Below are 25,995 nucleotides of genomic sequence, written 5' to 3'. Positions count from 1 at the left end.
CCGGGGATTTTTCCCCGGATTTTTTTTGGCCTGTTTTTCATTCCGGTTTATATTCTTCATCTTGTTTTTGCGGGAAAACCTTTATCAAGATTTTTATTAAAACGTAAAAAAGGGTTATTGAGGAAAAAATTCCAAGCATGCTGATTCCCATTATTTGCAAAGTTTCATAGAAAACCTCCATCATTTATTCCTCCCAATTAAACCTTTACTTTACAAGCAAGAGCACAAGGCTTCCAGCAATGATGGAACCTATTTGTCCTGCCACATTGGCTCCTACAGCCTGCATCAATATGAAGTTTGAAGGGTCTTCCTTTTGAGCTATTTTCTGTATTACCCTTGCGGACATAGGAAAGGCGGAAATTCCCGCAGCACCTATCATGGGGTTTACTTTTTCCTTTAAAAATAGGTTTAAAATCTTTGCAAAAATTACTCCACCTGCAGTGTCAAAGATAAATGCAACCAATCCCATTGCTATAATTAACAGGGTTTTTGGGTTTAAAAATTGTTCAGCGGACATTGTGGAGCCTATGGTTATTCCCAGTAATAATGTTACGAGGTTTGCAAGCTCGTTTTGGGCTGCTTTGGTGAGCCTGTCCAAAACCCCCGAAACCCTAATAAGATTTCCAAACATTAAAGAACCCACCAAAGCAACGCTAATTGGAGCTATAATACCGGCAATTATTGTCACCGTTATGGGAAATAAAATTTCTACCGTCCTTGATATGGGTACGTCAAAATTTGGTTTCATTCTTATTTTTCGCTCAGCAGGTGTTGTCAAAAGCTTTATTACCGGCGGCTGAATTATAGGGACTAAAGCCATATAGGAGTATGCGGCTACAGAAATCGGTGCTAAAAGGTGCCTTGCGAACTTGGTGGCTACGTATATGGATGTAGGGCCATCGGCAGCACCGATTATCCCTATGGATGCGGATTCTTTTAAGCTAAATCCCAATAATGCCGCCATGGACATTGTGAAAAAGATTCCAAACTGTGCAGCAGCGCCGAAAAACAGCATAAAAGGTTGTTTTAAAAGGGGTTTGAAATCTATCATGGCTCCTACGGCTATGAAAATAAGGATGGGAAATAATTCCGTTAAAATACCTGCTTTAAAAAGAAGTGTTAAAAAACCGTCTTGCCCTACTGCAGAGGAAAGGGGTATGTTTGCTAAAATAGCGCCGAATCCTATGGGCAAAAGGAGCATGGGTTCGTATTCTTTTTCAATAGCAAGGTAAATAAGGATTCCACCGATGATGAACATTATTATGTTTTGAACAGAAAGGCTCTTTAGCCCTAATAGTAAATCCTCCAAAGCTAAGACCTCCAGTCAAAATAGTATTAATGGAATCAAAATTCAATATACATAATACTATTTTAGTTTTATTTAAGCAAATAACTTTTTTTTATATACATAATAACTTTGTAACCACTGCATGTCCCAATAAATATTATAGTTATATGGCAAAACCTTTTTGAAGTTAAAGGGGAGGATAGAAAAATGAAAAAGTGTTTAGTGCTTTTGCTGGTTTTCGTTTTGGTGTTAGTTTTGGTTGGGGGGTGCGGTAAAACCACTTCTTCAACTTCAAGCAGCACAACTGCCGGTGAAAATAAAAACAAAAATTTCCCGGGGGTCACTCCCTTATCTCCGGCGGTTAAGGTTACGGTGGGTATGAAGCAGGTGGTTTCCGACGCGGGTGTTCTAATAGGTTTGGCAAAGGGATATTATAAAGAGCTCGGCATAGAAATTGAACCGGTTCAGTTCAATACGGGGCAGGAAATGATCAACGCCCTTGGGGCGGGACAGTTGGATGTTGGATGCACAGTCACTTCTTCAGGGCTTTTTAATGCGATGCTGAGGGGAATACCTATAAAAATAGTTGCAGATAAGGGCATAAATGTACCCAGCAAGGGCTATTACAGGCTTATTATAAGGAAGGACCTTGTGAATGAAATAAAAGATTTTAGTGACTTAAAAGGAAGAAAGCTTGCAGTTGTAGGCACAGCCTCTTTGGATGAAATATGCCTTGATAGGGTATTGAATAAGGCAGGAATTACTACAAAAGATGTGGACCTTCAAGTAATCAGAGCATTTCCGGATATAGTTGCTGCAATGAGCAACAAGAGCATAGATGGAGGTATGGTAATAGAACCCTTCGTTACTTCAGCTGTTGAAAAGGGAATAGCAGATCCCTGGAAGGATCCTTCGGAATACGACCCGGATGCTCAAATTGCCCTCCTTGTTTACGGTAAAAGCATGATGGAAAAACCGGAAGTGGCAAAGAGGTTCATGCTTGCGTATATAAAATCCTTAAGGGACTACAACGACGCTTTCTTCAAGGATAAAGGGAAAGATGAGATAATCTCTATACTTGCTGAATACTCTACAGTAAAGGACAAAGAACTTTACAATAAGATGTACCCCGTTGGTTTAAACCCCAACGGTTATGTGAGGATGAAAGGAATTCAAGCAGATATCGACTGGTACAAGAAATACGGACTTTTAACAGGGGATATAAAGGCTGAAGATGTCGTAGACAATAGCTTCGTAGATTATGCCCTTTCAGTGCTCGGAAAATATGAATAAAAATTTGGCCGAAACCTTGCGTTTCGGCCAAATTTCAAAAATGCGGAGGTAATTTACGATGAACATAATGGTGGATAAAGGTGCAGAGGACCTAAAAAATGAAATAATGCTTGAGAAACAAAATTTAATAGCGGTAGTGACACCGTTGATTTTATTACTAATATGGGAATTTATGGCAAGACGGCATTTGATAGATGTAAGGCTTTTTTCAAGCCCTTCAAGGATTTTTAAAACCTTTGTTCCTTTAATATTGAGCGGTGAAATAATTTATCATACCTTAATTAGCATTAAAAGGATACTTTTAGGTTTTTTGGTTGGTTCTCTGCCTGCGGTAGTGCTCGGTATAATTATGGGACTTATTCCGGCGGTTAGGGCTGCATTGATGCCGCTTGTTTCCGTAATATTCCCTATTCCAAAACTTGCCATAATGCCTTTGATTTTGATAGTCTTCGGACTTGGCGAAGCCTCGAAAATTTTTACTATAGCGATTGGCGTATTTTTCTTAGTGCTAATTAACACCATGGCGGGCGTCATGAATATAGAACCCATTTATATCGATGTGGCAAAAAGCTTTGGGGCAAAGCCTGGGCAAATTTATAAAACGGTGGCTATTCCCGGTGCACTGCCGATGATATTTGCGGGATTCAAATTGGGAATGGGAACCGCCCTACTGCTTATAGTTGCCGCAGAGCTTTCAGCAGCAAAGGCGGGTGTGGGGTGGATGATCTGGCGTGCGTACGACATGTTTGACATAGAGAGGATGTTCTGCGCATTACTGGTGCTTGCTTTTTTGGGTTATGTATTTTCATATGCATTGGAATTTTTGGAAAAGATAGCAATACCGTGGAAAAACCGTTAAAGGAAGGAAGATTAAAATGCTTCCAGAAGAGATCATCAAAATTGAAGGTCTAAAAAAAACTTTCAAAAACAAAAATACGACATTGGTAGCCCTTGAAGATATAAATCTTTCCGTACTGGATGGTGAGTTTTTATGTCTGCTAGGACCTTCAGGCTGTGGCAAGACCACCCTTCTTAGGATTCTCGCTGGACTTGAGAAACAAACGGAGGGAAAGATATACATTAAGTCAAAAAGACGCACCGGGCTTATTACATCTATGGTTTTTCAGGGAGAATCCCTTTTTCCCTGGATGAGCGTTTTGGAAAATGTGGAGTACGGATTGAAATTAAAAGGGGTTGAACCTAAGGAAAGGCGTCAAAAAGCTATGGAATTTCTTGATAAAATGGGTTTAACCAAATTTGCCAAATATTATCCGCATCAGATTTCTGGCGGCATGAAGCAGAGGGTGAATGTAGCAAGGGCGTTTGTCAGCGACCCGGAGATACTTTTAATGGATGAGCCCTTTGGCGCCCTTGATGAGCAAAACCGCCTTATTCTTCAGCAGGAGCTTTTAAAGATCTGGGAGGGAAGCGAAAAAACCACGATTTTTATAACCCACAGCATAGACGAAGCCCTTTTTTTAGGGGACAGGATAGTAGTGATGACTGCTCACCCCGGAAGAATAAAAGCAGTGTTAAAAGTGGATATAGAAAGGCCGAGGGAAATTCTAAAACTCAGGACATCTTCGCGTTATAATGAGCTTTACAGGAATATATGGGAACTTTTAGAAGAAGAGGTAAAAAAAGCAGAGAAGAATAGAGGGGTGCATAAGAATGTTTGAATTTACTTTTATTATGCTGCTTGCAGTAGCTGTGAGCATTGACAGCTTAAGTTTTGGAATAATTTACGGCATGCGAAACATAAAAATTCCCGTGTTTTCACAAACTGTTATAGCACTTTTTTCAGGAACGGTATTTTTTATTGCTATGGTAATGGGTAGCGTTTTGCGGTCATTTTTGTCGGAAAGTTTTGCAGAAACATTGGGCAGCTTTATTTTTTTTGTAATTGCTTGTAGTTATTTATTAAAAGCCAACTTGAAATACTGCCACAAGGATACGATAGCAACTTTTAGCATAAAATCTTTGGGAATAATAATAAAAATATTAAAGGAGCCCGAATCGGCGGATATGAATGTATCAGGAGAAATAGACTTAAAAGAATCCGTATTTTTGGGTATGGCTTTAGCTATTGATGCTGTTGCAGCGGGTTTAGGAGCTGCGGCATCCGGATTTTCCATTATTTTGACTAGCTTTTTAATTGCGGTTTTTGAGTTTTTATTCCTTTACTTTGGTCATTTATTAGGTAAAAAAAGTAACAAAAAATTAGACGAAAAAAAGGCTGACTTTTTTGCAGGCATGATTTTTATGTTAATTAGTATTATTAAAATGGTTAGAATGTGTTAAATATTAAAAAATAATTCTTACAAAGAAGGATTTGAAATAATAGTTATAGAATAAAAAACTAATAGCAACTAATATTTAATAATATTTAGAAAAAAATTAAAGAGGTGAAGATTTTGCCAAAATATAAACTAAAGGATGTTATTAATAAAGATAAGCTTGAAGAAATATTAAAAAAATTTTCAGAAGCTACTGGCCTTGCAGCGATTATTGCGGATAAAGATGGAGTAAATATTACTGCGCCGAGTAAATTTACAAATCACTGTAATTTAGTTAGAAGTACAGAAAAAGGAAGAAAGTATTGCTATTTATCCGATGCAAAACTTGGCAAATTATCATTGCAAAAGGGTGGACCTGCAACATCGGTTTGTCATTGTGAACTCGTGGATTTAGCGGCTCCTTTGGTTGTTGAAGGTCAATGCTTGGGTTATATATTGTGCGGCCAGGTTTTTTTGAAACCTCCCGATGAAGAAAAAATTGAAAGAGCAAGAAAAAGAGCTATTAATTTTGGAATAGATCCCGATTTGTACTTAAAAAGTTTTCTTGAAATAGAAATTGTACCAGAAAAATATATATACACTGCGGGAGAAATGTTGCATATAATTTCAAATTACATTATTGAACTTGGTATAAATAGGTTATTTCAGGAAAGGCTTTTAGAAGAAACAAAAAGACGTTCCGAATACGAAAATGCTATCAAATCATTAGAATTAAAGGCGCTCCAGTCACAGGTAAATCCCCACTTTTTGTTTAATACTTTGAATACTGCGGCAAGGCTTGCATATTTAGAAAATGCGAACAAAACTGCTGAAATCATATATTCTTTGGCTAACCTTTTGCATTATTCTTTGAGAAATTTAAATCAGTTAGTAACATTAAAGGAGGAAATTTCCTGTATTAAATATTATCTTTATATTCAGCAAATCAGGTATAAAGACCATATAAAAGCAAGCATCGATGTACCGGAAGAGCTGGAAAAATACCTAATACCTGTTATGAGCCTTCAGCCCCTTGTAGAAAATGCTATAGTTCACGGCTTGGAAAAGAAAAAAGAAGGTGGGGAGGTAAAAATTAATGCTTACGAAAAAAATTCTGATATTTATATTGAAATAATCGATGACGGCATAGGGATTGAAGAAAAAATGATAAAAATTTTAAAGCAATCAAAAGAAGCCATTGATGGGCATACAACTGGTCTTGGAATTTACAATGTGGATTTAAGGATAAAAAGGTATTTTGGCCAAATGTACGGACTTAATATTGAAAGCAAATTAGGTGAAGGAACAAAAGTAACGGTAAAAATTCCCAAAAAAGTTGAAAGGTGAAAGGAATTATGGAGTATAAGGTTTTAATTTGCGATGATGAACCTTTAGAAAGGGAAGTACTTTCGTTGATTATAGAAAGGTCCGGGCTGCCTTTCAAAACAGTTGGCGAAGCTAAAAACGGATTTGATGCTGTTGAAAAGGCCGAAAGATTAAAACCTGATGTTGTATTAATGGATATTAAAATGCCAGGGAAAGACGGGTTAAAAGCTTCAGAAGAAATAAAAAACTTACTCCCAAATACTAAAATAATAATAATAACAGCTTACGATGAGTTTGGATTTGTAAAGGAAGCTTTGAAAATAGGAAGTGTAGATTATTTATTAAAGCCCATAAGGCCTGAAGAGTTTGTTGCTGTATTAAAAAAGTTAATAACTTTATTTGAAAAAGAAAAGAGCAGTATCAAAAGGGAAGAAGAGTTGAAAAAAACAATTAAAAAGGCTGAAAAAATGATAAAAGCAGGTATCCTTGCAAGCTTAATTATGGGAGAAGTAAAAACTGAAGAAGAGATAAATATTTTAAAAATGCAGGCTCAACTGTTAGATATATCCTCGCTTCCAAATTCTATTTTGGTTATCGAACCTAATTTAGATGAATCTCAACCTATGGCAGAGTATGAAAGATATGAGATCTTAAAGATTCTGGAGGATTTAATAAAGGGCAATGATGAAGTCTTTTTACTGAATTTAGGCGAATCAATAATTATCGGGATAAATAATAAAAAAACTAATCCTTTAGAGTTAGCTTCATTAATTCAAAGAAGTATTGATGAGAAAACGGAAATTTTAGTGACAATAAGTATAGCTGAAAACAATGAAGGTTTTGTTAATAAAAAGATTTTTGAGGAAGCAAAATCTAATGCTCAATTGGGAAGATTTTTCTTGGGCGGGAAAATTATAACAAATGAAGAAATGGAAGAACTTCTTAAAAATTGTGAAGAAGTCGATAGCGAGAAGGAGGATAAACTGTTAGATTATATAACGTTGGCCAATCATCATGAAGCAGTAAAAGTTTTTGAAGAAATTATAAGTGATCTAATGATTAAAAGTAAAGGGTCTATACTTTATTGCCAGACAAGACTTGCCGAGATTATGTTATTAATTTGGAGGACTGTAAGGCAGTTGGGATGGATAGATAATAAAAATTCACACCTATATTTTAGCTATTTGAAGAAATTGTCCAAAGCTCAATCATTATCTGCATTAACCTTATGTGGAAAAAACTTTTTAAACGATATTTTTTCTTTTAATATCAAATTTAAGGAGAATAATAGTATAGTTAACCAAGTAGTAAAATATATAAATGAAAACTATGATAAAGATTTAAAATTGAAGGATATTACAAAGATGATATTTGTAAATACAGAATATTTTAGCCGTTTATTTAAAAAAGAAGTGGGATGCACTTATGCTGAATATCTTACAAGGGTAAGGATAGAATCGGCGAGAAAATATCTTTCCAATCCCTCTTTTTCTGTAGCAGATGTTGCAAAAAAAGTAGGTTATCAGGACCCTAATTATTTTAGTAAGGTTTTTAAAAAGGTAGTTGGGATTACTCCTACGGAATATAGGAAAAATATCGGCATAATTGAAAACGAATAGCCCAGCACTTGCTGGGCTTAAAAATTTATAATTCTTTATTTAGATATTTTGTTCCAATGGCATCTGCTGCAAATATAGCATTATATACCATTTCAGGTGTCACTGGGAAGGGCATGTTATGTATCATCATACCGGGCTCACAGGTCTTTTTAGCCACCTGCATAATTTTCTCAGGGTCTGGATTTTCTATACCTATTTGCTTTAATGTGATTGGCAGACCTACTTTAACGCAGAAATCCAAAACCTCTTTTATTTCTGCCCACGGATGGTCTTCTAAAACCAAATGGACAAGGGTGCCAAATGCTACCTTTTCTCCGTGATACATTTTATGAGTTTCCTCTAATATAGTAAAACCATCGTGAACTGCATGTGCAGCAGCGAGCCCTGAGCTTTCAAAACCAATGCCGCTCAATAATGTGTTTGCTTCAATTATTTTTTCAACTGCAGGGGTCACTACACCCTTTTCTACAGCAATTTTTGCCTGTTCACCGTATTCTATAAGCAGTTCATAGCAAAGCCTTGCCAGCTTTAGAGCTGTTACCGTTGAATATCCGCCGGGGATGTTTTTCGAAGCTGACTGGTAACAAGAATTTGCTTCAAACCAGGTAGCAAGGGCGTCGCCCATTCCGGATACAAGAAATCTTGCGGGTGCTTTTGCGATAATTTCAGTGTCCAATAACACCAGGTCGGGATTCTTCGGGAGTATGAAATATCTGTCAAATACTCCATCTTCTGTGTAAATTACAGAAAGAGCGCTGCAGGGTGCATCGGTAGCAGCAATAGTAGGAGCTATAACTATTGGCAGCTTCAGAATTGCGGAAAGTGCTTTACCTGTGTCAATTACCTTTCCACCGCCAACGGAGACAACAACATCGCACTTTTCGGATACAGCTATCTCCTTTAATCGATTTATCTCACTGTCACAGCATTCTCCCCTGAATGTCTCAAATTTAAAAGAAATGTTCTGTTCTTCCAAGCTTTTCTTTATGATATCTTGAGTTTGAGATATTGCGGTTTTCCCACCAATTACGAAGGCTTTTTGTCCTAAATGCTTTATCTGTTCGCCCAGAAATTTTAATGCTCCGGGCCCCTGAACATAACGCGATGGTGAAATTAGAATTTTTATGCTCATTATTTAATCCCTCCATTTTTGATTTTATGAATTCTAATATTTTCTATAAAATATATAAATCCTCTATAAAAAATTGACATTATCATGTGGAAAACTTTGAACTTTTTATATCTCTAATCATGTAGGCTTAACGGTTTTTATTATTATAAACAAAAAATTTCAAAAATATTCTTTAAAAAGTCAAATTAATTCTATAATAAGGCAAAAAAAGTTCTACTATACCTGCTCTATATAAAAGCAGGTATTTCTTTTTATAAAAAAAATACAGCATTATAAGTCAATTATATATAGAGGACTAATAAAAAAATTGTTGAAAAGTTTAGTTTAACAAATAAAATAAAAAATTTTTTGGAGGTGCTTATAAATGAATGGTGAAGCATTAGGTATGGTGGAAACAAAAGGTTTAATTCCTGCTATCGAGGCAGCGGATGCTATGGTGAAGGCTGCAAATGTAAAACTTATCGGTTATGAAAAGATAGGGTCAGGACTTGTAACGGTAATGGTACGCGGAGATGTAGGTGCTACAAAGGCTGCTACTGATGCTGGTGCTGCGGCAGCGAGGAAAGTTGGAGAAGTTGTTTCAGTTCATGTAATTCCGCGTCCTCACAGCGATGTTGAGAAAATTCTTCCAAAAGCTGAATAAATTAATGAAAATTTTTCAGGAGGTGAAATAAGGTGGATGAATTGATGATTAAAAAAGTGGTGCAGGAGGTACTTGATAAAGTAGGTAAAGAAGATAAAAAACCAGCTGGACCGGCTCTCACAAATCCTGGCGTTACGGAATTTGTAGGTACTTCTATTGGTGATACCATAGGGCTTGTTATAGCAAATATCGATTCTGAACTTCAAGAAAAAATGGGTCTTGATAAAAGATTTCGTTCAATTGGTATTTTAGGCGGTAGAACTGGGGCAGGCCCTCAAATAATGGCAGCAGATGAGGCAGTAAAAGCTACTAATACCGAAATTATTTCTGTAGAACTTGCAAGGGATACCAAGGGTGGGGCAGGTCATGGTTGTTTAATTATATTCGGCGCAGAGGAAGTATCCGATGCAAGAAGGGCAATTGAGGTGGCATTAAGGGAACTTCCAAGGACGTTTGGCGATGTTTATGCAAACGATGCGGGTCATCTTGAATTTCAGTATACCGCAAGGGCAAGCTATGCTATTGAAAAAGCTTTTGGAGCTCCCTTTGGAAAAGCATTTGGCTTAATAGTAGGTGCTCCAGCAGCAATCGGTGTTGTCTGCTGCGATACTGCAGTAAAAGCAGCAGAAGTAGATATAGTAGGTTATGCAAGCCCTGCAAAAGGGACAAGCTTTACAAATGAAGCCATTCTATTTATTTCTGGTGATTCTGGCGCGGTAAGGCAAGCATTGATAGCTGCAAGAGAAATAGGCAAAAAATTACTTGCTACCTTAGGAGAAGAACCAAAATCCTTAGGAGTGCCGTACATTTAATTTTACTGTAAAGGGAAGGAGGGCTTTAGCTTGAAATCCAAACGCTTTCAAGTGTTAGCCGAAAGGTCTGTTAATAAAGATGGATTTGTAGCTGAATGGCCGGAAGTAGGATTAATAGCGGTGGATAGCCCCAACGATCCAAAGCCCAGTATAAAGATAGAAAACGGAAAGATCGTTGAAATGGATGGCAAAAAAAGAGAAGACTTTGATATGATAGAGCAGTTTATTGCGGATTACGCTATAGATGTAGAAATGGCTGAAAAAGCAATGAAAATGGACAGTTTAGAGATAGCAAAAATGCTGGTTGATATAAATGTCCCGAGGGAGGAAGTTATAAAAATAGCAAGTGGATTGACTCCTGCAAAGATTGTAGATGTAGTGAAACAATTAAACGTAGTTGAAATCATGATGGCTATTCAAAAAATGCGCGCAAGAAAAAGACCGGGCAATCAGTGCCATGTAACAAATTTAAGGGATAACCCTGTGCTAATAGCAGCAGATGCTGCAGAAGGTGCTTTAAGAGGTTTTGATGAGGAAGAAACCACTGTTGGTATAACGAGGTATGCTCCCTTTAACGCTTTAGCATTGCTCATAGGTTCTCAAACCGGCAGGGGGGGAGTTTTAACTCAGTGCGCCCTTGAAGAAGCTTTTGAGCTGACTATTGGTATGAGAGGATTTACATCATATGCTGAAACCATTTCAGTATATGGCACGGAACAAGTCTTTGTAGATGGAGACGATACACCTTGGTCTAAAGCATTTCTTGCATCAGCTTATGCTTCTCGTGGTTTAAAAATGAGGTTTACCTCAGGCACAGGTTCTGAAGTTCAGATGGGCTATGCTGAAGGAAAATCCATGCTTTACCTTGAAGCAAAATGTATCATGATAACAAGAGGAGCAGGTGTACAAGGTTTACAGAATGGTTCTATAAGCTGCATAGGAGTTCCCGGAGCTGTTCCTTCAGGTATTAGAATAGTAGCAGCAGAAAACTTAATAACAACAATGCTCGACCTTGAAGTCGCTTCTGGTAGCGACCAGACTTTCTCACATTCTGATATTAGACGTACTGCTAGAACTTTGCTCTTGATGCTGCCTGGTACCGACCTTATTTTCTCCGGCTACAGCGCAGTGCCAAACTACGACAATATGTTTGCTGGATCAAACTTTGACATTGAAGATGTAGATGATTACCTTGCTCTGCAAAGGGATTTAATGGTAGATGGAGGATTAAGGCCGGTAACGGAGGAAGAGGTTATTGCGGTAAGAAACAAGGCTGCAAGAGCTTTACAGGCTGTATTTAAAAAGCTTGGGCTTCCACCTATTACGGATGAAGAGGTTGAAGCTGCTACTTATGCACATGGTTCGAAAGATATGCCGTTAAGAGATGTAAACGAAGATATTAAAGCTGCTACAGAGCTAATGAATAGAGGAATTACAGGGCTTGATATAGTTAAAGCACTTGTTGAAAGCGGATTTAAAGATGTTGCAGAAAACATACTCAATATGTTGAAACAAAGAATCGCTGGAGATTATCTACATACCTCTGCTGTCCTTGATAAGAATTTCAATATTGACTCAGCTGTAAATAATCCCAATGATTATAGAGGACCAGGAACCGGATACAGGTTATCACCTGAGAGATGGAACGAAATCAAAAATATTCCGCAAGCTTTAAAACCCGAGGATTTCGATAAAAAGGAAGGGAGGGCGTAAGGAATGGTAAATACTGAAGTTCTTGTTGAAGAAGTAGTAAAAGAGGTATTAAAAAGGTTATCAACTGAAAAAGCAGATTCGGCAGGTAAAACAGCTACTTTTAAACAAGAAGGCAGAGAACTTATTTTAGAAGAAATAGGCCCTGCACAAAAAGGTACCAAAGAGGATGAGGTTGTAATAGGAATTTCGCCTGCCTTTGGAGTAAAATTCCATGAAAATATAGTAGGTATTCCCCTTGCGGATATATTGAGGGAAATAATGGCAGGTATAGCTGAAGAAGGATTAAAAGCAAGAGTAATAAGAGTAACACATACCGCTGATGTAGCTTTCATCGCTCATACCGCAGCAAAACTTTCCGGTTCAGGGGTAGGAATAGGTATTCAATCAAGGGGAACTACAGTTATACATCATAAAGATTTACAGCCTTTAAACAATCTTGAACTTTTCCCGCAATGTCCTGTCTTAACCCTTGATACGTATAGGGCCATTGGGAAAAATGCAGCACTTTATGCAAAAGGAGAGTCGCCTACGCCGGTACCTGTTATGAATGATCAAATGGCCAGGCCAAAGTTCCAAGCTAAAGCTGCTGTAATGCATAACTTCGAAACCCAGTTTGTAAAACCAGGTTCAAAACCCATTGAGCTCAAGGTATCCTTCGGCAAAGGAGGCGTAAATTAATGATAGATGAAAAATCCCTTGAAGAAATAGTAAGACAAGTTTTGAAGGAATTAGGAGGCAAAAAAGAAGAAGTTAAAACAGAACCGAAAAAATGTGGCGAAAGATATGGTTTAGATCCTAACAAAGATTACCCCTTATCCCAGAAACACCCCGAACTTTTAAAGTCGGCTACGGGAAAAAGTTTTACAAATATAACTCTTGAAGAAGTATTAAAGGGAAATGTTAAAGCCGATGATTTAAGGATTTCTCCTGAAACTCTTTTAATGCAGGCAGAAATTGCAGAAAAGGTTGGGAGAAAACAGTTCGCAAATAACCTGAGAAGGGCAGCAGAACTCACAAGGGTTCCCGATGAAAGGATATTGGAAATATACAACGCGTTGAGACCTTATAGGTCAACAAAAGAAGAGTTGTTGGCAATAGCTGATGAATTAGAAAAGAGGTATAATGCACCGATTTGCGCTGCTTTTGTAAGAGAAGCCGCAGATGTCTATGAAAGAAGAAAGAGATTAAAAGGTATGGAGTAAAATAAATCATTATCCGAATAAAATTTTTGGGGGCATAGAAATGATTATCGCAGGTGTCGATATTGGAAACAATACCACTGAAATTGCTCTTGCAAAGATAATTAACAACAAACCAGTGTTTTTAGCAAGTGGTATTTCAAAAACAACAGGCATTAAAGGAACACCAGATAACGTTGCAGGAATAAGGTTTGCTTTAGAAGATGCAGTAAAAAAAGCTAAAATAGACATGAAGGAAGTAAAACTGTTGAGGTTAAATGAAGCTACACCGGTAATAGCTGATGTGGCAATGGAAGCAATAACAGAAACAATTATTACCGAATCGACAATGATTGGGCATAATCCATCGACACCGGGGGGAGTTGGATTGGGGGTAGGGAAAACTACCCCCATATTCGAATTAACTTCGCAAAAACCCGGTGAAAAAGTGATAGCTGTTGTACCTAAAAATGTAGATTATGAAGATGCTGCAAGGATAATCAACCAAGCTTTAGAAAAAGGTGTTGATGTTCAAGGGGCTATAGTACAAAAGGATGATGGGGTTTTAATTTCAAATAGGTTGATTAAGAAAATTCCAATTGTTGATGAAGTATCCCTTATAGAAAAGGTACCGCTAAACATGCTGGCATGTGTTGAAGTAGCGGAACAGGGATTTACTATTAAGACTCTTTCAAATCCCTATGGAATAGCTTCAGTTTTTAATTTAAACCCTGAAGAAACTAAAAATGTGGTTCCAATTGCAAGAGCACTGATAGGAAACCGCTCAGCGGTTGTAATTAAAACTCCACAAGGTGATGTACAGGAAAGAAAAATTCCTGCAGGGAGCTTAAAATTGAAGGGGCAGAATTCTAACGCAGTTGTGGATTTAGAAGAGGGTGCTGAAAAAGTAATGAAGGCGGTAGAACAGGTTTGGCCTTTAGTTGATGCGGAAGGAACTCCCTCTACAAATGTAGGTGGCCTTATTTCAAGGGTAAAAGAAATAATGGCCGAGGTAACTTTTCAAAATCCAAAGGAAATAAAAATTCAAGATGTTTTAGCAGTAGATACCCTTGTACATCAAAAAGTGACCGGAGGAATAGCAAATGAGTTTTTTTCAGAAGATGCAGTAGCCATTGCGGCAATGGTTAAAAGTTCAAAACTGCCTATGGAAAAGGTAGCAGAAAGGGTAGAAAAAGAATTGAATATTCCCGTTGAAATAGCAGGAGTAGAAGCTAATATGGCAATTTTAGGAGCTTTAACCACCCCAGGGACCGATGTTCCCGTTGCAATACTCGATTTAGGTGGAGGCTCTACTGATGCGGCTTTAATGAATAAAAAAAGAGAGGTTGTAAGTGTTCACCTTGCAGGGGCAGGAGAAATGGTAAATATGCTGATTGCGGCGGAGCTGGGAATATCCGATAAGCAAATGGTCGAAGATATTAAGCGCTATCCTGTAGCAAAAGTTGAAAGCCTATTTTCTATAAGACTTGAAGATGGGACGGTAAGGTTTTTTGATAAGCCCTTAGATCCGCAAACTTTTGCAAGAGTATGCCTATTAAAAGAAGGAGATTTAATTCCGCTTCCAGCAGAATTACATATGGAAAAGATAAGAGAAGTAAGAAGGAATGCAAAGAAAAAAGTATTTGTGACAAATGCTATTAGGGCTCTTTCTAAAGTAGCTCCTTCGGGAAATATAAGACTGATTGATTTTGTAATAATGGTAGGTGGTTCAGCTTTAGATTTTGAAATACCAGAGATGATTTCGGATACTTTAGCAAATTACGGCATAGTTGCTGGAAGGGGAAATATAAGAGGGACAGAAGGCCCGAGAAACGCGGTAGCAACGGGGCTGGTACTTTCAGGGTGGGATAATTAAGATGAGAGTTTTTGAAGAAATAAAGCCTGCAGTGAAAATTTATTGTGAAGATAATGATTCGGTAAAGCCTTTTTTGAAAAAAGTATGTGAAGGATTAGAAGAAGAAGGTGTGCCTTTTGAAATTAATATAAAACACGGAGAAGAGCCGGAATATATGGCTATTAGTGCGTCAAGAGAGTCAAGGATAAATATTGGAATATTCATAGGGAAAGATGGAATTTGCATACTTCAACATGCAAAAATGCCTTATAGTATGCCTATTATGAAAATTTATCCGAATTTGGGGATTACGGATGAATATAGAATGTTAGGAACAAATGCTGCGAGGCTTGCTAAAAATATGCCGCTGAAATTTTAATAAAGGAGGGAGATTGTGCAAGAAAAAAAGGCTTTAGGGTTGATTGAAACAGTAGGTTTGGTAGCTGCAATTGAAGCCGCCGATGCCGGCGTAAAAGCTGCAAATGTAAAATTAATAGGGTATGAGCTTGCAAAAGGTGGGGGGCTAACTACAGTAAAATTTGCGGGGGATGTAGGAGCAGTAAAGGCTGCAGTGGAAGCAGGCAAGGCAGCGGCTGAAAGGGTTGGCAAGGTATATGCGGTTCATGTAATACCAAGGCCCGATAATCAGGTAGAAGATTTCTTTGAAGAAAGTGAAAAGAAGAGGGAAAAAGAAAAAGAAATAGATGCAGAGGATGAGGAAAAGGAAAAGGATGAGGAAAATGAAAAAACTGAGATTGAATTTTTAGACCTTGAAAATAAAGAACCTACGTGCAATTTATGCAAAGATCCCAGATGCCCCAGAAAAAAAGGTGAACCGCGTAGTTTATGCATACATTTCAAAGAAAGAGAGGAGAATGTAAAAACTGATATTAATGAAGAGGTGAAATAATTGTTTAAAGAATATGATTTTGATGTAATTGTTCAAAAAGTGATAGAAAAAGTTAAAAATGAAGTAGGTTTTAAATCAAAAAAAATGCAGGAAGTCGTAATCAATGTTTCTGCAAGGCATGTTCATCTTTCACAGGAACATGTGGAAATATTATTTGGCAAGGATTATAAATTAACTCCCTTGAGAGAATTGATGCAACCTGGAGAATTTGCAGCAAAGGAAACGGTCATGATAGTGGGACCTAAAGGGATTCTACAAAATGTTAGAATTTTAGGGCCGGTAAGGAAAAAAACTCAGGTTGAAATTTCAAAAACTGATGGTTTTGCATTAGGTATAGAACCTTTGGTGAGAGATTCGGGAAATCATGAAGGAACTTCTGGATGTGTTATAGTAGGGCCGATGGGTGGCGTAAGAATAGAAAACGGTGTAATAGCAGCAATGCGGCATATACATATGCCGACATGGTTTGCAGAGGAGAATGGTATCAAAGATAAAAGCTATTTAAAAGTTTTAGTAGAAGGAGAAAGGAAAGTAATTTTTGATAAAGTGCTTGCGAGGGTTTCTCCTAATTTTGTGTTAGAAATGCATATTGATACTGATGAAGCCAATGCTTCAGGTGTAAAAAGCGGTAATAAAGGTTTCATAATAATTGAATGATTTTTCACGCTTTCCTCAAAAGACGGAAGGAGAATTTTATGAATAATCTATACGGCGAAAAGTTATGTGAAATGTTTGCTTCCTGTGTAAACTCAAGGCCACTAAAAAAGGCTGCAAAATACAGAGTAGGTGTTGATTTAGGGACAGCAAATATAGTTGTTGCTGTTGTCGATGAAGGAGGAGAGCCTGTTGCCGGGAAAATGCAAAGAGCTCAAGTAGTAAAAGACGGGCTCGTTGTGGACTTTATTGGGGCAAGAAATATAGTGGCAAAAATGATAGAGGAATTAAATGAAGAATTAGGGACCGAACTTTTAAGTGGTGCCTGTGCAGTACCTCCCGGAACTGGTATAGCTGATTCAAAAGCAACTATGTATGTAGTTGAATCAGCAGGATTAGAAGTATTAAATATTGTCGATGAACCAACGGCTGCATCAAAGGTTCTCGGGATTTCAGATGGGGCGGTTGTTGATATCGGCGGTGGAACTACGGGTATATCTGTGTTGAAAGAGGGGAAGGTAATCTATACAGCGGATGAACCTACAGGAGGTACTCATTTTACTTTGGTGTTATCAGGACACTTTAATATTACTTTTGATGAAGCAGAAACCATGAAATTAGAGGGAAAAAATCAAAAAAAGCTTTTTCCTATATTGAAACCTACGATGGAAAAGGTAACGGATATTATAAGAAGACATATAAAAGGTTTCAATGTGGAAACGATTTATCTCGTTGGGGGTGCAAGCGCTCTTTACGGTTTAAAAGATGTTGTAGAAAATACCCTTGGCATAAAAGCCGTAGTTCCAAAATATCCGCTTTTCATTACTCCTTTAGGAATAGCTCTTTCTTGCCCTTAAAGGGGGATGATTTTTATGGGCTTGGAAGAAAAAATAAGGGAAATTGTTATTGAAGTTTTAAAGAAATATTATAAAAGAAAAATTCTGGTAGTTGTAACAGGTGGAAAGGTAAATTTAGATGTTTCAATAAGAGAATTAATAAGCCTTAAAAAAGAACATGATTTTACATATTCCCTATTGTTTACTAAAAGTGCTGCAAAAATACATGACGTTGATAAAATTTCTAAAGAATTAGAGGCGGAAAAGGTAATTGTTGATGGAGAAGAAGAAATTAATGTAAAGGAATTTTTAAAGGAATTTAAAGCTGTAATCGTTGCGGTGCTTTCAAGAAATACCGCATCAAAAGTTGCAAATCTTTTTTTAGATAATTTAACTACTCAGATAATTATTGATGCGCTGATGCTTGGAATTCCGGTCATTGCTACTAAAGATGCTGCAGATCCGTGTTTAAAACCCTGGCAGGATATGGGATTTATTTGGATGGGAAAGGGATTAAGAGAAGCTTATAGTGAAATTTTAACTAAAATAGAGAAATATGGAGTAATTTTGTGTGAAGCCTCTGAAATAAAATATAAAATTTTAAATACTCTTTTTGGAAGCCAAATAAAGAATGAAAAATCAGAATATAACCCCATAAAAAAGGTATATATAGAGAGAAATATAATTACAAAAGAAGACCTTACCATATATAAAGGGATATACGATGAAATACATATTCCTAAAAATGCAGTAATTACTCCTCTTGCAGTGGATTACATAAGGGAAAATTCTTTAAAAATTTATAGAGACTGAGGTGGTAAAGTGATAATTGCAAAGGTAGTAGGTAATGTAGTCGCTACAAAAAAAAATGAAGGGCTTATCGGAGCAAAACTTTTGGTGGTTAAACCGATTAATAAGAAAAATGAGGATGGCAAATTAATAGAAGAAGAAAAATTCCTTGTAGCTGTTGACAGCGTAGGAGCAGGAATTGGGGAAACGGTTCTTTTAGTGACGGGAAGTACGGCTACAAAAATTATGAATGATGCAAATGCCCCTGTAGATGCTGCGGTTATTGGGATTATTGATGAAATCGAAATATATTGAAAAAGAGGGGTAGTTCATGAAAATTTATACGAAAAAAGGAGATAAAGGGGAAACAAGTCTCCTCGGAGGGAAGAGGGTAAAAAAGTACGATATAAGGGTAGAGGCTTACGGGACAATAGATGAAGTTTTGGCATTAATTGCTTTTGCCCGTGCAAATGTAAATACACAAAAGGCAAAAGAGTTCCTTTTAAAGATTGAGAAAGAACTATTTAAATTAGGTGCAGAACTTGCCTGTACTGAACCGGAAAGGATTTTAAAAGAAAAGATTACTGAAGATGATATAAAATGGCTGGAAGAGAAAATAGATGATTTAATGGAGGAAATTGAGTTTAAAAAGGATTTTGTAATACCAGGACCTTATTCCTCTTCAGCTTCTTTGCATATTGCAAGAACTGTTGTAAGAAGGGCAGAAAGGCATGTTGTGAGATTATCAGAAGAAGAAAATATAAGGGCTGAAGTCATAAAATATTTGAACAGGTTGTCTGATTTTCTATTTACTCTTTCCCTCTATGAAGAAAAAGAAGAAGTAATAAAAAAATCTTTGGAAGAAATTAAAAAGAAAATATCATGTGAGGTTTTAAATGCTATGGAACAAAAAGAAATCGCTGTAAATTTAGATTTAAACTTAGCTTTAAAGATTTTGAAAAAGGCTGAAGAAAAAGCAAAAGAAATAAATAAGCCCATGTGTATTGCTGTTGTAGATTCAGGAGGTAATTTATTGGCTTTTCATAGAATGGATGAAGCATTGCTTGCAAGCATAGAAATTGCTATTAACAAGGCATTTACAGCAGTGATGCTAAAAATGGAAACATCAAAGCTTTCAGAACTTGCCCGGCCGGAAGGAGAATTATTTGGGATAAATAATGCTTGCAATGGAAGAATTATTACTTTCGGGGGCGGAATTCCTATTATTAAAAATGAAAAGGTGATTGGCGCAATTGGCGTAAGCGGCGGCACGGTAAATGAAGATGAAATTGTTGCAAAAGCTGGAATTTCAGTAATTTAGTTTTAAGGAGGTAATTTTAATGATAGATGAAAAAATTGTTGCAACAATTGCTAAAAGGATAATTGAAGAATTAAATTTGAGTAGTAGGGATAATTCAAAAGAGGAATACGGAATATTTAACAATTTGGATGATGCTGTAGAAGCAGCGTCGAGGGCTCAAAAGAAGTTTGCGATATTAGATTTGGAAAAAAGGGAAGAAATAATTCAGGCTATAAGGGAAGCCTGCATGAATAACGCGAGGTTTTTAGCAGAATTGGCAGTAAAAGAGACGGGTAGGGGCCGTGTTGAAGATAAAATTGTCAAAAATATTTTAGCAGCTAAAAAGACCCCGGGTACAGAAGATTTAAAACCTTTTTGTTGGACTGGAGATCACGGTTTAACTCTTGTTGAAATGGCTCCAATAGGAGTTATAGGCTCAATAACACCGGTCACAAATCCTACTGCAACAATAATTAATAATTCAATAAGTATGCTCGCAGCGGGCAATGCTGTAGTATTCAACCCACATCCTTCTGCTAAAATATGTTCAAGTAAAGCAGTAGAAATTATAAACGAGGCGATAATGAAGGCGGGAGGGCCAAAGAATTTAGTAACTGCAGTTGCAGAGCCTACAATTGATACTGCTAAAGCATTAATGTCTCATCCAAAGATCAATCTTATTTGCGTAACCGGAGGAAAAGCTGTTGTATACGAGGCATTAAAGTCAGGCAAAAAGGTAATAGGTGCAGGGGCGGGTAACCCACCGGTTGTTGTTGATGAAACGGCAGATATTATAAAAGCAGCCCATGACATTTTATGTGGGGCAAGTTTTGATAATAACCTTCCGTGCATTGCTGAGAAAGAATTGATAGCAGTAGAATCCATTGCTGACAGGCTTTTAGAAAGGTTAGCAAGGGAAGGGGCTTATATATTAAGAGGTAAAGATATAGATAAAATGACCAATCTAATTTTTGACGAAAATTGCACCGTTAATAAAGATCTCATTGGCAAAGATGCATCTTATATATTAAAACAAATAGGAATAGAAGTAGGAAATGATGTAAGGCTTGCTGTAATGCCCGTTGATCCGGAACATCCACTTGTGCATCATGAACAATTAATACCGGTACTGCCTTTTGTCAGGGTTCCAAATGTAGAAGAAGCCATAGAACTTGCGGTTAGAGCAGAGGGAGGAAACAGGCATACTGCTATAATGCATTCAAAGAATATTGATAATATGACAAATTTTGCAAGAGCCATTCAGACAACCATTTTTGTGAAAAATGCACCTTCCTATGCGGGTATAGGTTCAGGCGGAGAAGGTTATACAACCTTTACTATAGCAGGGCCCACCGGTGAAGGACTTACATCTGCGAAGAACTTTACAAGGCAAAGAAGATGCGTATTGGTAGATGCTTTTAGAATCATCTAAATAAAAGGGATTGATGGAAAATGATTAATAATAATGAAATAATTGAACAGGTAAAAAATGCTGGAGTTGTAGGGGCGGGGGGCGCAGGCTTCCCTGCCCATATTAAATTAAACAGTAAATGTGATGTGGTAATTGCTAATTTTGCTGAATGCGAACCCATGCTTTTTACAAACCAGGCATTAATTTTGACGTATGCTGATGAAGTATTAAAAGGTTTACAATTGGCAATGCAAGCTACTGGAGCAAAAAAAGGGGTAATTGCATTAAAAAAGAAGTATGAAGATTGTAGAAAAGTGCTTTTGGATAAAATCAAAAACTACGATAATATGGAAATTTTTGAGTTAAGCGATTTTTATCCTGCAGGGGATGAACATGTAATCGTGAATGAAGTTTTAGGGAAAAAAATTCCGATGGCTGGTATACCCTTAGATGTAGGAGTTGTTGTTCACAACGTGGAAACTCTATTTAACATTAAAAAAGCTTACTATGATAAATTACCTGTAACTGAAAAATTTGTTACCGTAGGTGGAGCAGTTAAATACCCTATGGCATTAAAAGTACCTATAGGAATGAAGTTTAATGAACTTCTCGATTTATCGGGAGGGCCTATAACAAAGGATTTTGTATTGATAGACGGCGGCCCGATGATGGGGAAAGAAGTAGGGCTTGATGATATAGTAACAAAAACAACATCAGCCCTTCTGGTTGTACCCGTTAATACCCTACCTTACAATTCAAGAAGAATTAAAATAGATGTACAGCTGAAAAGAGCAAGAACCGCTTGTTGCCAGTGCAGGATATGTACTGACTTGTGCCCAAGATACTTATTGGGCCATAAACTGGAACCCCATAAAATAATGCGCACTGTTTCTTTTGGACTTATGGATGCAGAATCTGTGACAAATTCTTTGCTGTGCTCAGAATGTGGACTTTGTGAAGTAACATGTCCAATGGGGCTAAGTCCAAGGAGTATAAATGCAACTATCAAGAAAATACTTTCAGAGAAAAAAGTAAGGTATAATAAAACATCAGTTGAAGTAGAAAGACCCGAAAGGGAAAGTAGAAAATTTTCAGCCAAAAAACTACTTATACGGTTAGGTTTATCGGATTATTATCAACATGTGGATTATACTGATATAAAAATAAAAATAAGGGAAGTTAAATTATTATTAAAACAACATGCAGGAAGCCCCGCAACACCTGTAGTAAAATTAGGGGATAGAGTAAATAAAAATGATGTCATTGCTAAAGTTCAAGAGGGGCAGCTTGGTGCAAATATTCATGCCAGTATCGATGGCACTGTAGTAAAAATAGACGAAACCTCTATAGTAATTAAAAGTGAATAAGGAGGAAATTAATATATGAAAGCTTTAGGGCTTTTAGAATTCAGAGAAATTACAAGGGGACTTGTTGCCTCCGATATCATGCTAAAATCAGCACCTGTAGAACTTATTACTGCAACAAGTGTTTGCCCTGGAAAATTTGTTATTTTAATCACTGGTGAAGTTGGTGCTGTAAAAAATGCTTTGCAAGCGGGCAAAGAAGAGTTTAAAGATGGAGTAATAGATGAACTTTTAATTCCAAATCCACACGAATCATTATTTTCAGCTTTATCCGGTACATCAGAAATAAATTTAGAAAAACAATCCTTAGGGCTTATAGAAACATTTAGTGTTGCTTCGGCGATTAAAGCCGCAGATGCAGCAGCAAAAGGTGGAAATGTAGTAGTTTCTGAAGTAAGACTTGCGAGGGGGATGGGTGGAAAATCCGTTGTCATTATTTTAGGTGAAGTAAGTGCGGTAAAATCCGCAGTTAATAGTGGTATTCAAGCGGTAGAAGAAGGTTTATTAGTATCCCATGCGGTAATAAGTAATGTAAACCAAAAACTTTTAAAGTCATGGGTATAACCGGCATAATGCCGGTATTTTTTATTATTTTTTAAAAATAGAAATTGCAGTATAATTTAATAAGGGCGTGCAAAAAATCCTATCAGTATTATGTGCATAGGGGGATAAAAACTGTTGAAAAATTTGTTCCAACGTAAAGGCTATAAAAAAATTATAAATTCTATTAAGCAGTATAAAAAGGAACTTTTGATAGTTGGCTGGCTCACCGCAATCCTCGGGGAAGTTTATTTTTACCCCTTTGGCACTGCGTTCCGGTTTACCATAGGGGTTGTGGGTGTCTCCTTTTTAATGCTTTATTTTAAAGAAATAGATGAAACATTACTTGTTTGTTTCGCAGGTTTGACTGTATTTATATTCAGGGTGTTATTAAGCTTTATATTTAAGAGCATACCCTTTATGTTAGCGGTTAAAATCCATTTCCCAGCAATGATGTTTTATTTTGCCTATGGCGTATTTTTAAAGTTATTAAAGATAAAAGACCTTTTGACATTACCGGTCAACTTTATTGCTGCTATGAGCTTGGCTGACATAACGGGGAACATTGTGGAGCTTTTAATAAGAAGGGAGCTTAATCTAAAGTATTTTCAGGATATTTTTACCTTTTTGGTGGGAGTAGGGGTTTTAAGGGCTGTAATTACCTTTTCCCTTTACTGGCTTTTGGAAAGGTATAAAAATATCGTTTTAAAAGAAGAACACGAGAGAAGGTATGCGGAGCTTTTGGATCTGCTTTCACAGCTTAAAGCAGAACTTATATTTTTAAAAAAGTCTACTAAGGATTTAGAGAACGCGATGAAAGAAGGGTACGAGATATACAACAGCCTCCATGAGGAGATTGGGAAAGAAGAAATTAGCAAGATAAAAAAAAGGGCTTTAAACCTTGCGAAGGAAATACATGAAATAAAAAAGGACTACCTCAGGATAAGCTCAGGTTTTTCTCAGATAATCCCTGATGAAGAAAAGGAAGGCATATCTTTAAGTTCCCTTTTTGATGTGGTTAAAATAAATACCGAAAGGTGGATGAAAACCAACAATAAGAGGGTTTCATTAAAATTAAAGTACAATAAAAATTTTATAATTAAAAACTATTTTGCTTTTTTGTCCATTATCGGGAACTTGATTTCAAACGCCTTAGATGCGGTTGACAATGAGACGGGCATTATAGAAGTGACAGTGAATTTAGATGATAACAAAAACAAAATTTATCTTATTGTCTCCGATAACGGATACGGGATAGATAAAAAGGACCTGCCTTATATATTCGATCCCGGTTTTTCCACAAAAGTGCTGGGAAATGGAGAACTTTCAACAGGCCTTGGTTTGACCCATGTAAAAAATCTTGTAGAAGAAATGGAAGGCAGGGTGAATGTAAAAACATATCCTCGAAAAGGTACCCGTTTTATAATAGAAATTCCTTTTGACGAAAAATATTTTGGGAAAATGCAGGGGGGAGAGTGTTTATATTGGAATTTAGGATAATGGTGGTTGATGATGACAAAGCCGTAAGGAGGATATTATCAGGTATTGTAGAAAATTACCATTTGGGAGAGGTCGTAGCGGAAGCGGAAGATGGTGATGAGGCTTTTGGGAAAATCCTTCTATTAAAGCCCGATATTGTCCTTATTGACCTTTTGCTTCCAGGGAAAGATGGAGTGGAAATTGTCAAAGAAGTAAAGGAAAGGGGCCTTAATACCTATTTTATAATGATTTCCCAGGTGGAAACAAAAAGCATGGTAGGCAAGGCCTACGAAAGCGGAATAGAATTCTTCATAAAAAAACCGATAAATGTGATAGAAACGGTAAAAGTTATTTCAAAGATTGAAGAATTGATAAAAATGAGAAACACCCTTGATAAAATAAAAGAGACCATGGCTATTGTAGATAATAAAAAGATTGAACAGGGGAAATGCCCTTCCACTAAAAAAATAGATTATATATTAGCCGATATCGGTATACTTGCTGAAACTGGGGCTGAGGATATAAAGACACTTATAGAAAATTACGATTTTATTAAAAGAAACAATCTGGGAATGCAGGAGATATATCAGTTTTTAAGCGACTACTACGAAAAGATGGGTTCTAAAAAATCAAGCGATTTAAAAGCAATAGAAATGAGGATGAGGAGGGCAATATCCAAAGCATTAAGCACCCTTGCCATGCAGAGCATCGAAAATTACGACAATGAACAGCTCCTCAGGTACGCCAATATCTTATTTGAATACAAAGAGGTTAAAAAGGAAATGGACTTTTTACGTGGTAAGTCAAAGGAGAGAGGAAAGGTCAATGTAAAAAAGTTTTTAGAAGGCCTTTTGCTTATTTTGAATGAATGAAGCCCGGGTTTTCCCGGGCAATATTATTTTTTCGTTATTATTTTATGTAATTAACTACATCTCTTTTTCTTTCTATGGGGCGAGGCTGTTTTGTAGGGTCAGGATAGCCTAAGGCTACGGCAAAAAAAGGTTCGTAACCTTCGGGAAGAGCAAGCTTTCGCACTTCCTCTTCTATTTTAAATAGGAATCTTATCAAGCCTATCCAACACGAACCAAGTCCAATGCTGTGGGCAGCCAGCAGCATATTTTGCGTAGCAGCGCTGCAGTCGATTAGGGCAGAATAGGCGTTTTTCCTCCCTGATACCACGATTACCGTTGGTGCATTGTAAAATATGTGCAGTTTCTCATTGCGCCCCATAGATGCTATCCATTCTACTTCGGATTCAGCCATTAGCTTTTTAATAACATTGCTGAAATGGTCTATAAGCTCCTTGTTTTGTATTACGGTAAAATGCCAGGGTTGCTCGTTATGGCCGCTTGGGGCATGAATTGCCGCTTCGATAATCGTTTGTATTTCCTCATCTTTTATCTGTTCCGGCAAGAACCGTCTGATGCTTCTGCGGGTTTTTATGACATTAATAATTTCGTTCAAAAGACCTCCTCCTTTCTCAAAAAACATTTTAATAAATTTTTTTATAAAATAAAAGCGTTGATGATATATATTTTTGTTAATGTGAGAAAAAAAGTAGGAGGAAAGTTTTTACC

General features: G+C 36.9%; 28 protein-coding genes. 24 read left to right on the top strand and 4 right to left on the bottom strand.

The features are described from left to right. Window positions 1-37: 37 nt before the first annotated feature. The gene (locus tag ACPLVF_RS01130) at window positions 38-184 is read right to left on the bottom strand and encodes a hypothetical protein (RefSeq protein WP_424905980.1); all 147 of its coding nucleotides are present in this window, start codon (window positions 182-184) and stop codon (window positions 38-40) included. A gap of 21 nt (window positions 185-205) precedes the next feature. Beyond that, window positions 206-1,309 carry a sodium ion-translocating decarboxylase subunit beta gene (locus ACPLVF_RS01125; RefSeq protein ID WP_424905979.1) on the bottom strand — a complete coding sequence of 368 codons (1,104 nt, stop codon included), beginning with the start codon at window positions 1,307-1,309 and terminating at the stop codon, window positions 206-208. Between the two features lie 186 nt (window positions 1,310-1,495). Between ACPLVF_RS01125 and ACPLVF_RS01120 the strand changes: the two genes are divergently transcribed. From ACPLVF_RS01120 to ACPLVF_RS01095, 6 genes are all read left to right on the top strand, one after another. Next, the gene (locus ACPLVF_RS01120; RefSeq protein ID WP_424905978.1) at window positions 1,496-2,581 is read left to right on the top strand and encodes an ABC transporter substrate-binding protein; all 1,086 of its coding nucleotides are present in this window, start codon (window positions 1,496-1,498) and stop codon (window positions 2,579-2,581) included. Window positions 2,582-2,639: 58 nt separating this feature from the next. Further along, the gene (locus ACPLVF_RS01115) at window positions 2,640-3,440 is read left to right on the top strand and encodes an ABC transporter permease (protein WP_424905977.1); all 801 of its coding nucleotides are present in this window, start codon (window positions 2,640-2,642) and stop codon (window positions 3,438-3,440) included. Between the two features lie 16 nt (window positions 3,441-3,456). Further along, complete coding sequence (locus ACPLVF_RS01110) at window positions 3,457-4,260, top strand: ABC transporter ATP-binding protein (RefSeq protein WP_424905976.1); 804 nt, start codon at window positions 3,457-3,459, stop codon at window positions 4,258-4,260. Continuing rightward, window positions 4,253-4,882 carry a sporulation membrane protein YtaF gene (ytaF, locus tag ACPLVF_RS01105; RefSeq protein ID WP_424905975.1) on the top strand — a complete coding sequence of 210 codons (630 nt, stop codon included), beginning with the start codon at window positions 4,253-4,255 and terminating at the stop codon, window positions 4,880-4,882. The genes ACPLVF_RS01110 and ytaF overlap by 8 nt, the downstream gene beginning before the upstream one ends. Window positions 4,883-4,986: 104 nt before the next feature. Further along, window positions 4,987-6,204 (top strand): sensor histidine kinase, encoded by a 1,218-nt coding sequence (locus ACPLVF_RS01100; protein WP_424905974.1) that lies wholly within the window; start codon window positions 4,987-4,989, stop codon window positions 6,202-6,204. Between the two features lie 8 nt (window positions 6,205-6,212). Continuing rightward, a complete protein-coding gene (locus ACPLVF_RS01095; protein WP_424905973.1) occupies window positions 6,213-7,802 on the top strand; it encodes a response regulator in 1,590 nt (529 codons plus the stop codon). A gap of 25 nt (window positions 7,803-7,827) precedes the next feature. Here ACPLVF_RS01095 and ACPLVF_RS01090 read toward each other — a convergent pair whose 3' ends face one another. Next, complete coding sequence (locus ACPLVF_RS01090; protein ID WP_424905972.1) at window positions 7,828-8,934, bottom strand: glycerol dehydrogenase; 1,107 nt, start codon at window positions 8,932-8,934, stop codon at window positions 7,828-7,830. Window positions 8,935-9,298: 364 nt separating this feature from the next. Between ACPLVF_RS01090 and eutM the strand changes: the two genes are divergently transcribed. The 18 genes from eutM to ACPLVF_RS01000 all read left to right on the top strand — a co-directional run bounded on the left by eutM (window position 9,299) and on the right by ACPLVF_RS01000 (window position 25,290). Then, entirely contained in the window at window positions 9,299-9,577 is a 279-nt protein-coding gene (gene eutM / locus ACPLVF_RS01085) for an ethanolamine utilization microcompartment protein EutM (protein ID WP_073258493.1), read from the top strand. 32 nt (window positions 9,578-9,609) lie between these two features. Continuing rightward, on the top strand, window positions 9,610-10,389 hold the full coding sequence (gene pduB / locus ACPLVF_RS01080; protein WP_424905971.1) for a propanediol utilization microcompartment protein PduB: 780 nt from the start codon (window positions 9,610-9,612) through the stop codon (window positions 10,387-10,389). 30 nt (window positions 10,390-10,419) lie between these two features. Further along, complete coding sequence (locus ACPLVF_RS01075) at window positions 10,420-12,102, top strand: propanediol/glycerol family dehydratase large subunit (protein WP_424905970.1); 1,683 nt, start codon at window positions 10,420-10,422, stop codon at window positions 12,100-12,102. A gap of 3 nt (window positions 12,103-12,105) precedes the next feature. Further along, window positions 12,106-12,780, top strand: a complete 675-nt coding sequence (locus tag ACPLVF_RS01070; RefSeq protein WP_424905969.1) for a propanediol/glycerol family dehydratase medium subunit — start codon at window positions 12,106-12,108, stop codon at window positions 12,778-12,780. Further along, window positions 12,780-13,304 carry a diol dehydratase small subunit gene (locus ACPLVF_RS01065; RefSeq protein WP_424905968.1) on the top strand — a complete coding sequence of 175 codons (525 nt, stop codon included), beginning with the start codon at window positions 12,780-12,782 and terminating at the stop codon, window positions 13,302-13,304. The genes ACPLVF_RS01070 and ACPLVF_RS01065 overlap by 1 nt, the downstream gene beginning before the upstream one ends. A 40-nt stretch (window positions 13,305-13,344) precedes the next feature. Continuing rightward, window positions 13,345-15,156 carry a diol dehydratase reactivase subunit alpha gene (locus tag ACPLVF_RS01060; RefSeq protein WP_424905967.1) on the top strand — a complete coding sequence of 604 codons (1,812 nt, stop codon included), beginning with the start codon at window positions 13,345-13,347 and terminating at the stop codon, window positions 15,154-15,156. A gap of 1 nt (window position 15,157) precedes the next feature. Beyond that, window positions 15,158-15,514, top strand: coding sequence for a glycerol dehydratase reactivase beta/small subunit family protein (locus ACPLVF_RS01055; RefSeq protein ID WP_424905966.1), 357 nt, complete (start codon window positions 15,158-15,160; stop codon window positions 15,512-15,514). A gap of 15 nt (window positions 15,515-15,529) precedes the next feature. Continuing rightward, entirely contained in the window at window positions 15,530-16,045 is a 516-nt protein-coding gene (locus ACPLVF_RS01050; RefSeq protein ID WP_424905965.1) for a BMC domain-containing protein, read from the top strand. Window positions 16,046-16,129: 84 nt separating this feature from the next. Further along, complete coding sequence (gene pduL, locus ACPLVF_RS01045; RefSeq protein WP_424906017.1) at window positions 16,130-16,702, top strand: phosphate propanoyltransferase; 573 nt, start codon at window positions 16,130-16,132, stop codon at window positions 16,700-16,702. 38 nt (window positions 16,703-16,740) lie between these two features. Next, on the top strand, window positions 16,741-17,556 hold the full coding sequence (gene eutJ, locus ACPLVF_RS01040) for an ethanolamine utilization protein EutJ (protein WP_424905964.1): 816 nt from the start codon (window positions 16,741-16,743) through the stop codon (window positions 17,554-17,556). Between the two features lie 15 nt (window positions 17,557-17,571). Beyond that, window positions 17,572-18,348, top strand: coding sequence for a flavoprotein (locus ACPLVF_RS01035; protein ID WP_424905963.1), 777 nt, complete (start codon window positions 17,572-17,574; stop codon window positions 18,346-18,348). 9 nt (window positions 18,349-18,357) lie between these two features. Further along, window positions 18,358-18,639 (top strand): EutN/CcmL family microcompartment protein, encoded by a 282-nt coding sequence (locus ACPLVF_RS01030; protein ID WP_424905962.1) that lies wholly within the window; start codon window positions 18,358-18,360, stop codon window positions 18,637-18,639. A gap of 16 nt (window positions 18,640-18,655) precedes the next feature. Continuing rightward, window positions 18,656-19,645 (top strand): cob(I)yrinic acid a,c-diamide adenosyltransferase, encoded by a 990-nt coding sequence (locus ACPLVF_RS01025; protein ID WP_424905961.1) that lies wholly within the window; start codon window positions 18,656-18,658, stop codon window positions 19,643-19,645. Between the two features lie 19 nt (window positions 19,646-19,664). Next, window positions 19,665-21,056, top strand: coding sequence for an aldehyde dehydrogenase family protein (locus ACPLVF_RS01020; RefSeq protein WP_424905960.1), 1,392 nt, complete (start codon window positions 19,665-19,667; stop codon window positions 21,054-21,056). A 20-nt stretch (window positions 21,057-21,076) separates the two neighbouring features. Then, entirely contained in the window at window positions 21,077-22,402 is a 1,326-nt protein-coding gene (locus ACPLVF_RS01015; RefSeq protein WP_424905959.1) for a 4Fe-4S dicluster domain-containing protein, read from the top strand. A gap of 15 nt (window positions 22,403-22,417) precedes the next feature. After that, a complete protein-coding gene (locus ACPLVF_RS01010) occupies window positions 22,418-22,963 on the top strand; it encodes a BMC domain-containing protein (RefSeq protein WP_424905958.1) in 546 nt (181 codons plus the stop codon). A 114-nt stretch (window positions 22,964-23,077) separates the two neighbouring features. Beyond that, window positions 23,078-24,439, top strand: a complete 1,362-nt coding sequence (locus ACPLVF_RS01005; RefSeq protein ID WP_424905957.1) for a sensor histidine kinase — start codon at window positions 23,078-23,080, stop codon at window positions 24,437-24,439. Continuing rightward, complete coding sequence (locus tag ACPLVF_RS01000; RefSeq protein WP_424905956.1) at window positions 24,424-25,290, top strand: DNA-binding domain-containing protein; 867 nt, start codon at window positions 24,424-24,426, stop codon at window positions 25,288-25,290. Before ACPLVF_RS01005 ends, ACPLVF_RS01000 begins: the two co-directional genes overlap by 16 nt. Window positions 25,291-25,327: 37 nt before the next feature. On the opposite strand, the gene ACPLVF_RS00995 is transcribed toward ACPLVF_RS01000, so the two are convergent. After that, complete coding sequence (locus ACPLVF_RS00995; protein ID WP_424905955.1) at window positions 25,328-25,882, bottom strand: nitroreductase family protein; 555 nt, start codon at window positions 25,880-25,882, stop codon at window positions 25,328-25,330. Window positions 25,883-25,995 lie beyond the last annotated feature (113 nt).

This window comes from Thermovenabulum sp. (assembly GCF_049701175.1).
Classification (GTDB): domain Bacteria; phylum Bacillota; class Thermosediminibacteria; order Thermosediminibacterales; family Thermosediminibacteraceae; genus Thermovenabulum.
The sequence above is the reverse complement of the archived record's forward strand: the minus strand, read 5'-3'. Positions and strand labels throughout refer to the sequence as shown.

Coding starts and splice junctions, on each gene's coding strand:
- ACPLVF_RS01055 (WP_424905966.1), top strand. CDS start 15,158: ATGAGAGTTTTTGAAGAAATAAAGCCTGCAGTGAAAATTTATTGTGAA.
- ACPLVF_RS01090 (WP_424905972.1), bottom strand. CDS start 8,934: ATGAGCATAAAAATTCTAATTTCACCATCGCGTTATGTTCAGGGGCCC.
- ACPLVF_RS01025 (WP_424905961.1), top strand. CDS start 18,656: ATGAAAATTTATACGAAAAAAGGAGATAAAGGGGAAACAAGTCTCCTC.
- ACPLVF_RS01070 (WP_424905969.1), top strand. CDS start 12,106: ATGGTAAATACTGAAGTTCTTGTTGAAGAAGTAGTAAAAGAGGTATTA.
- ACPLVF_RS01010 (WP_424905958.1), top strand. CDS start 22,418: ATGAAAGCTTTAGGGCTTTTAGAATTCAGAGAAATTACAAGGGGACTT.
- ACPLVF_RS01120 (WP_424905978.1), top strand. CDS start 1,496: ATGAAAAAGTGTTTAGTGCTTTTGCTGGTTTTCGTTTTGGTGTTAGTT.
- ACPLVF_RS01035 (WP_424905963.1), top strand. CDS start 17,572: ATGGGCTTGGAAGAAAAAATAAGGGAAATTGTTATTGAAGTTTTAAAG.
- pduL (WP_424906017.1), top strand. CDS start 16,130: ATGCAGGAAGTCGTAATCAATGTTTCTGCAAGGCATGTTCATCTTTCA.
- ACPLVF_RS01095 (WP_424905973.1), top strand. CDS start 6,213: ATGGAGTATAAGGTTTTAATTTGCGATGATGAACCTTTAGAAAGGGAA.
- ACPLVF_RS01015 (WP_424905959.1), top strand. CDS start 21,077: ATGATTAATAATAATGAAATAATTGAACAGGTAAAAAATGCTGGAGTT.
- ytaF (WP_424905975.1), top strand. CDS start 4,253: ATGTTTGAATTTACTTTTATTATGCTGCTTGCAGTAGCTGTGAGCATT.
- ACPLVF_RS01110 (WP_424905976.1), top strand. CDS start 3,457: ATGCTTCCAGAAGAGATCATCAAAATTGAAGGTCTAAAAAAAACTTTC.
- eutM (WP_073258493.1), top strand. CDS start 9,299: ATGAATGGTGAAGCATTAGGTATGGTGGAAACAAAAGGTTTAATTCCT.
- ACPLVF_RS01115 (WP_424905977.1), top strand. CDS start 2,640: ATGAACATAATGGTGGATAAAGGTGCAGAGGACCTAAAAAATGAAATA.
- ACPLVF_RS01020 (WP_424905960.1), top strand. CDS start 19,665: ATGATAGATGAAAAAATTGTTGCAACAATTGCTAAAAGGATAATTGAA.
- ACPLVF_RS01065 (WP_424905968.1), top strand. CDS start 12,780: ATGATAGATGAAAAATCCCTTGAAGAAATAGTAAGACAAGTTTTGAAG.
- eutJ (WP_424905964.1), top strand. CDS start 16,741: ATGAATAATCTATACGGCGAAAAGTTATGTGAAATGTTTGCTTCCTGT.
- ACPLVF_RS01130 (WP_424905980.1), bottom strand. CDS start 184: ATGATGGAGGTTTTCTATGAAACTTTGCAAATAATGGGAATCAGCATG.
- ACPLVF_RS01060 (WP_424905967.1), top strand. CDS start 13,345: ATGATTATCGCAGGTGTCGATATTGGAAACAATACCACTGAAATTGCT.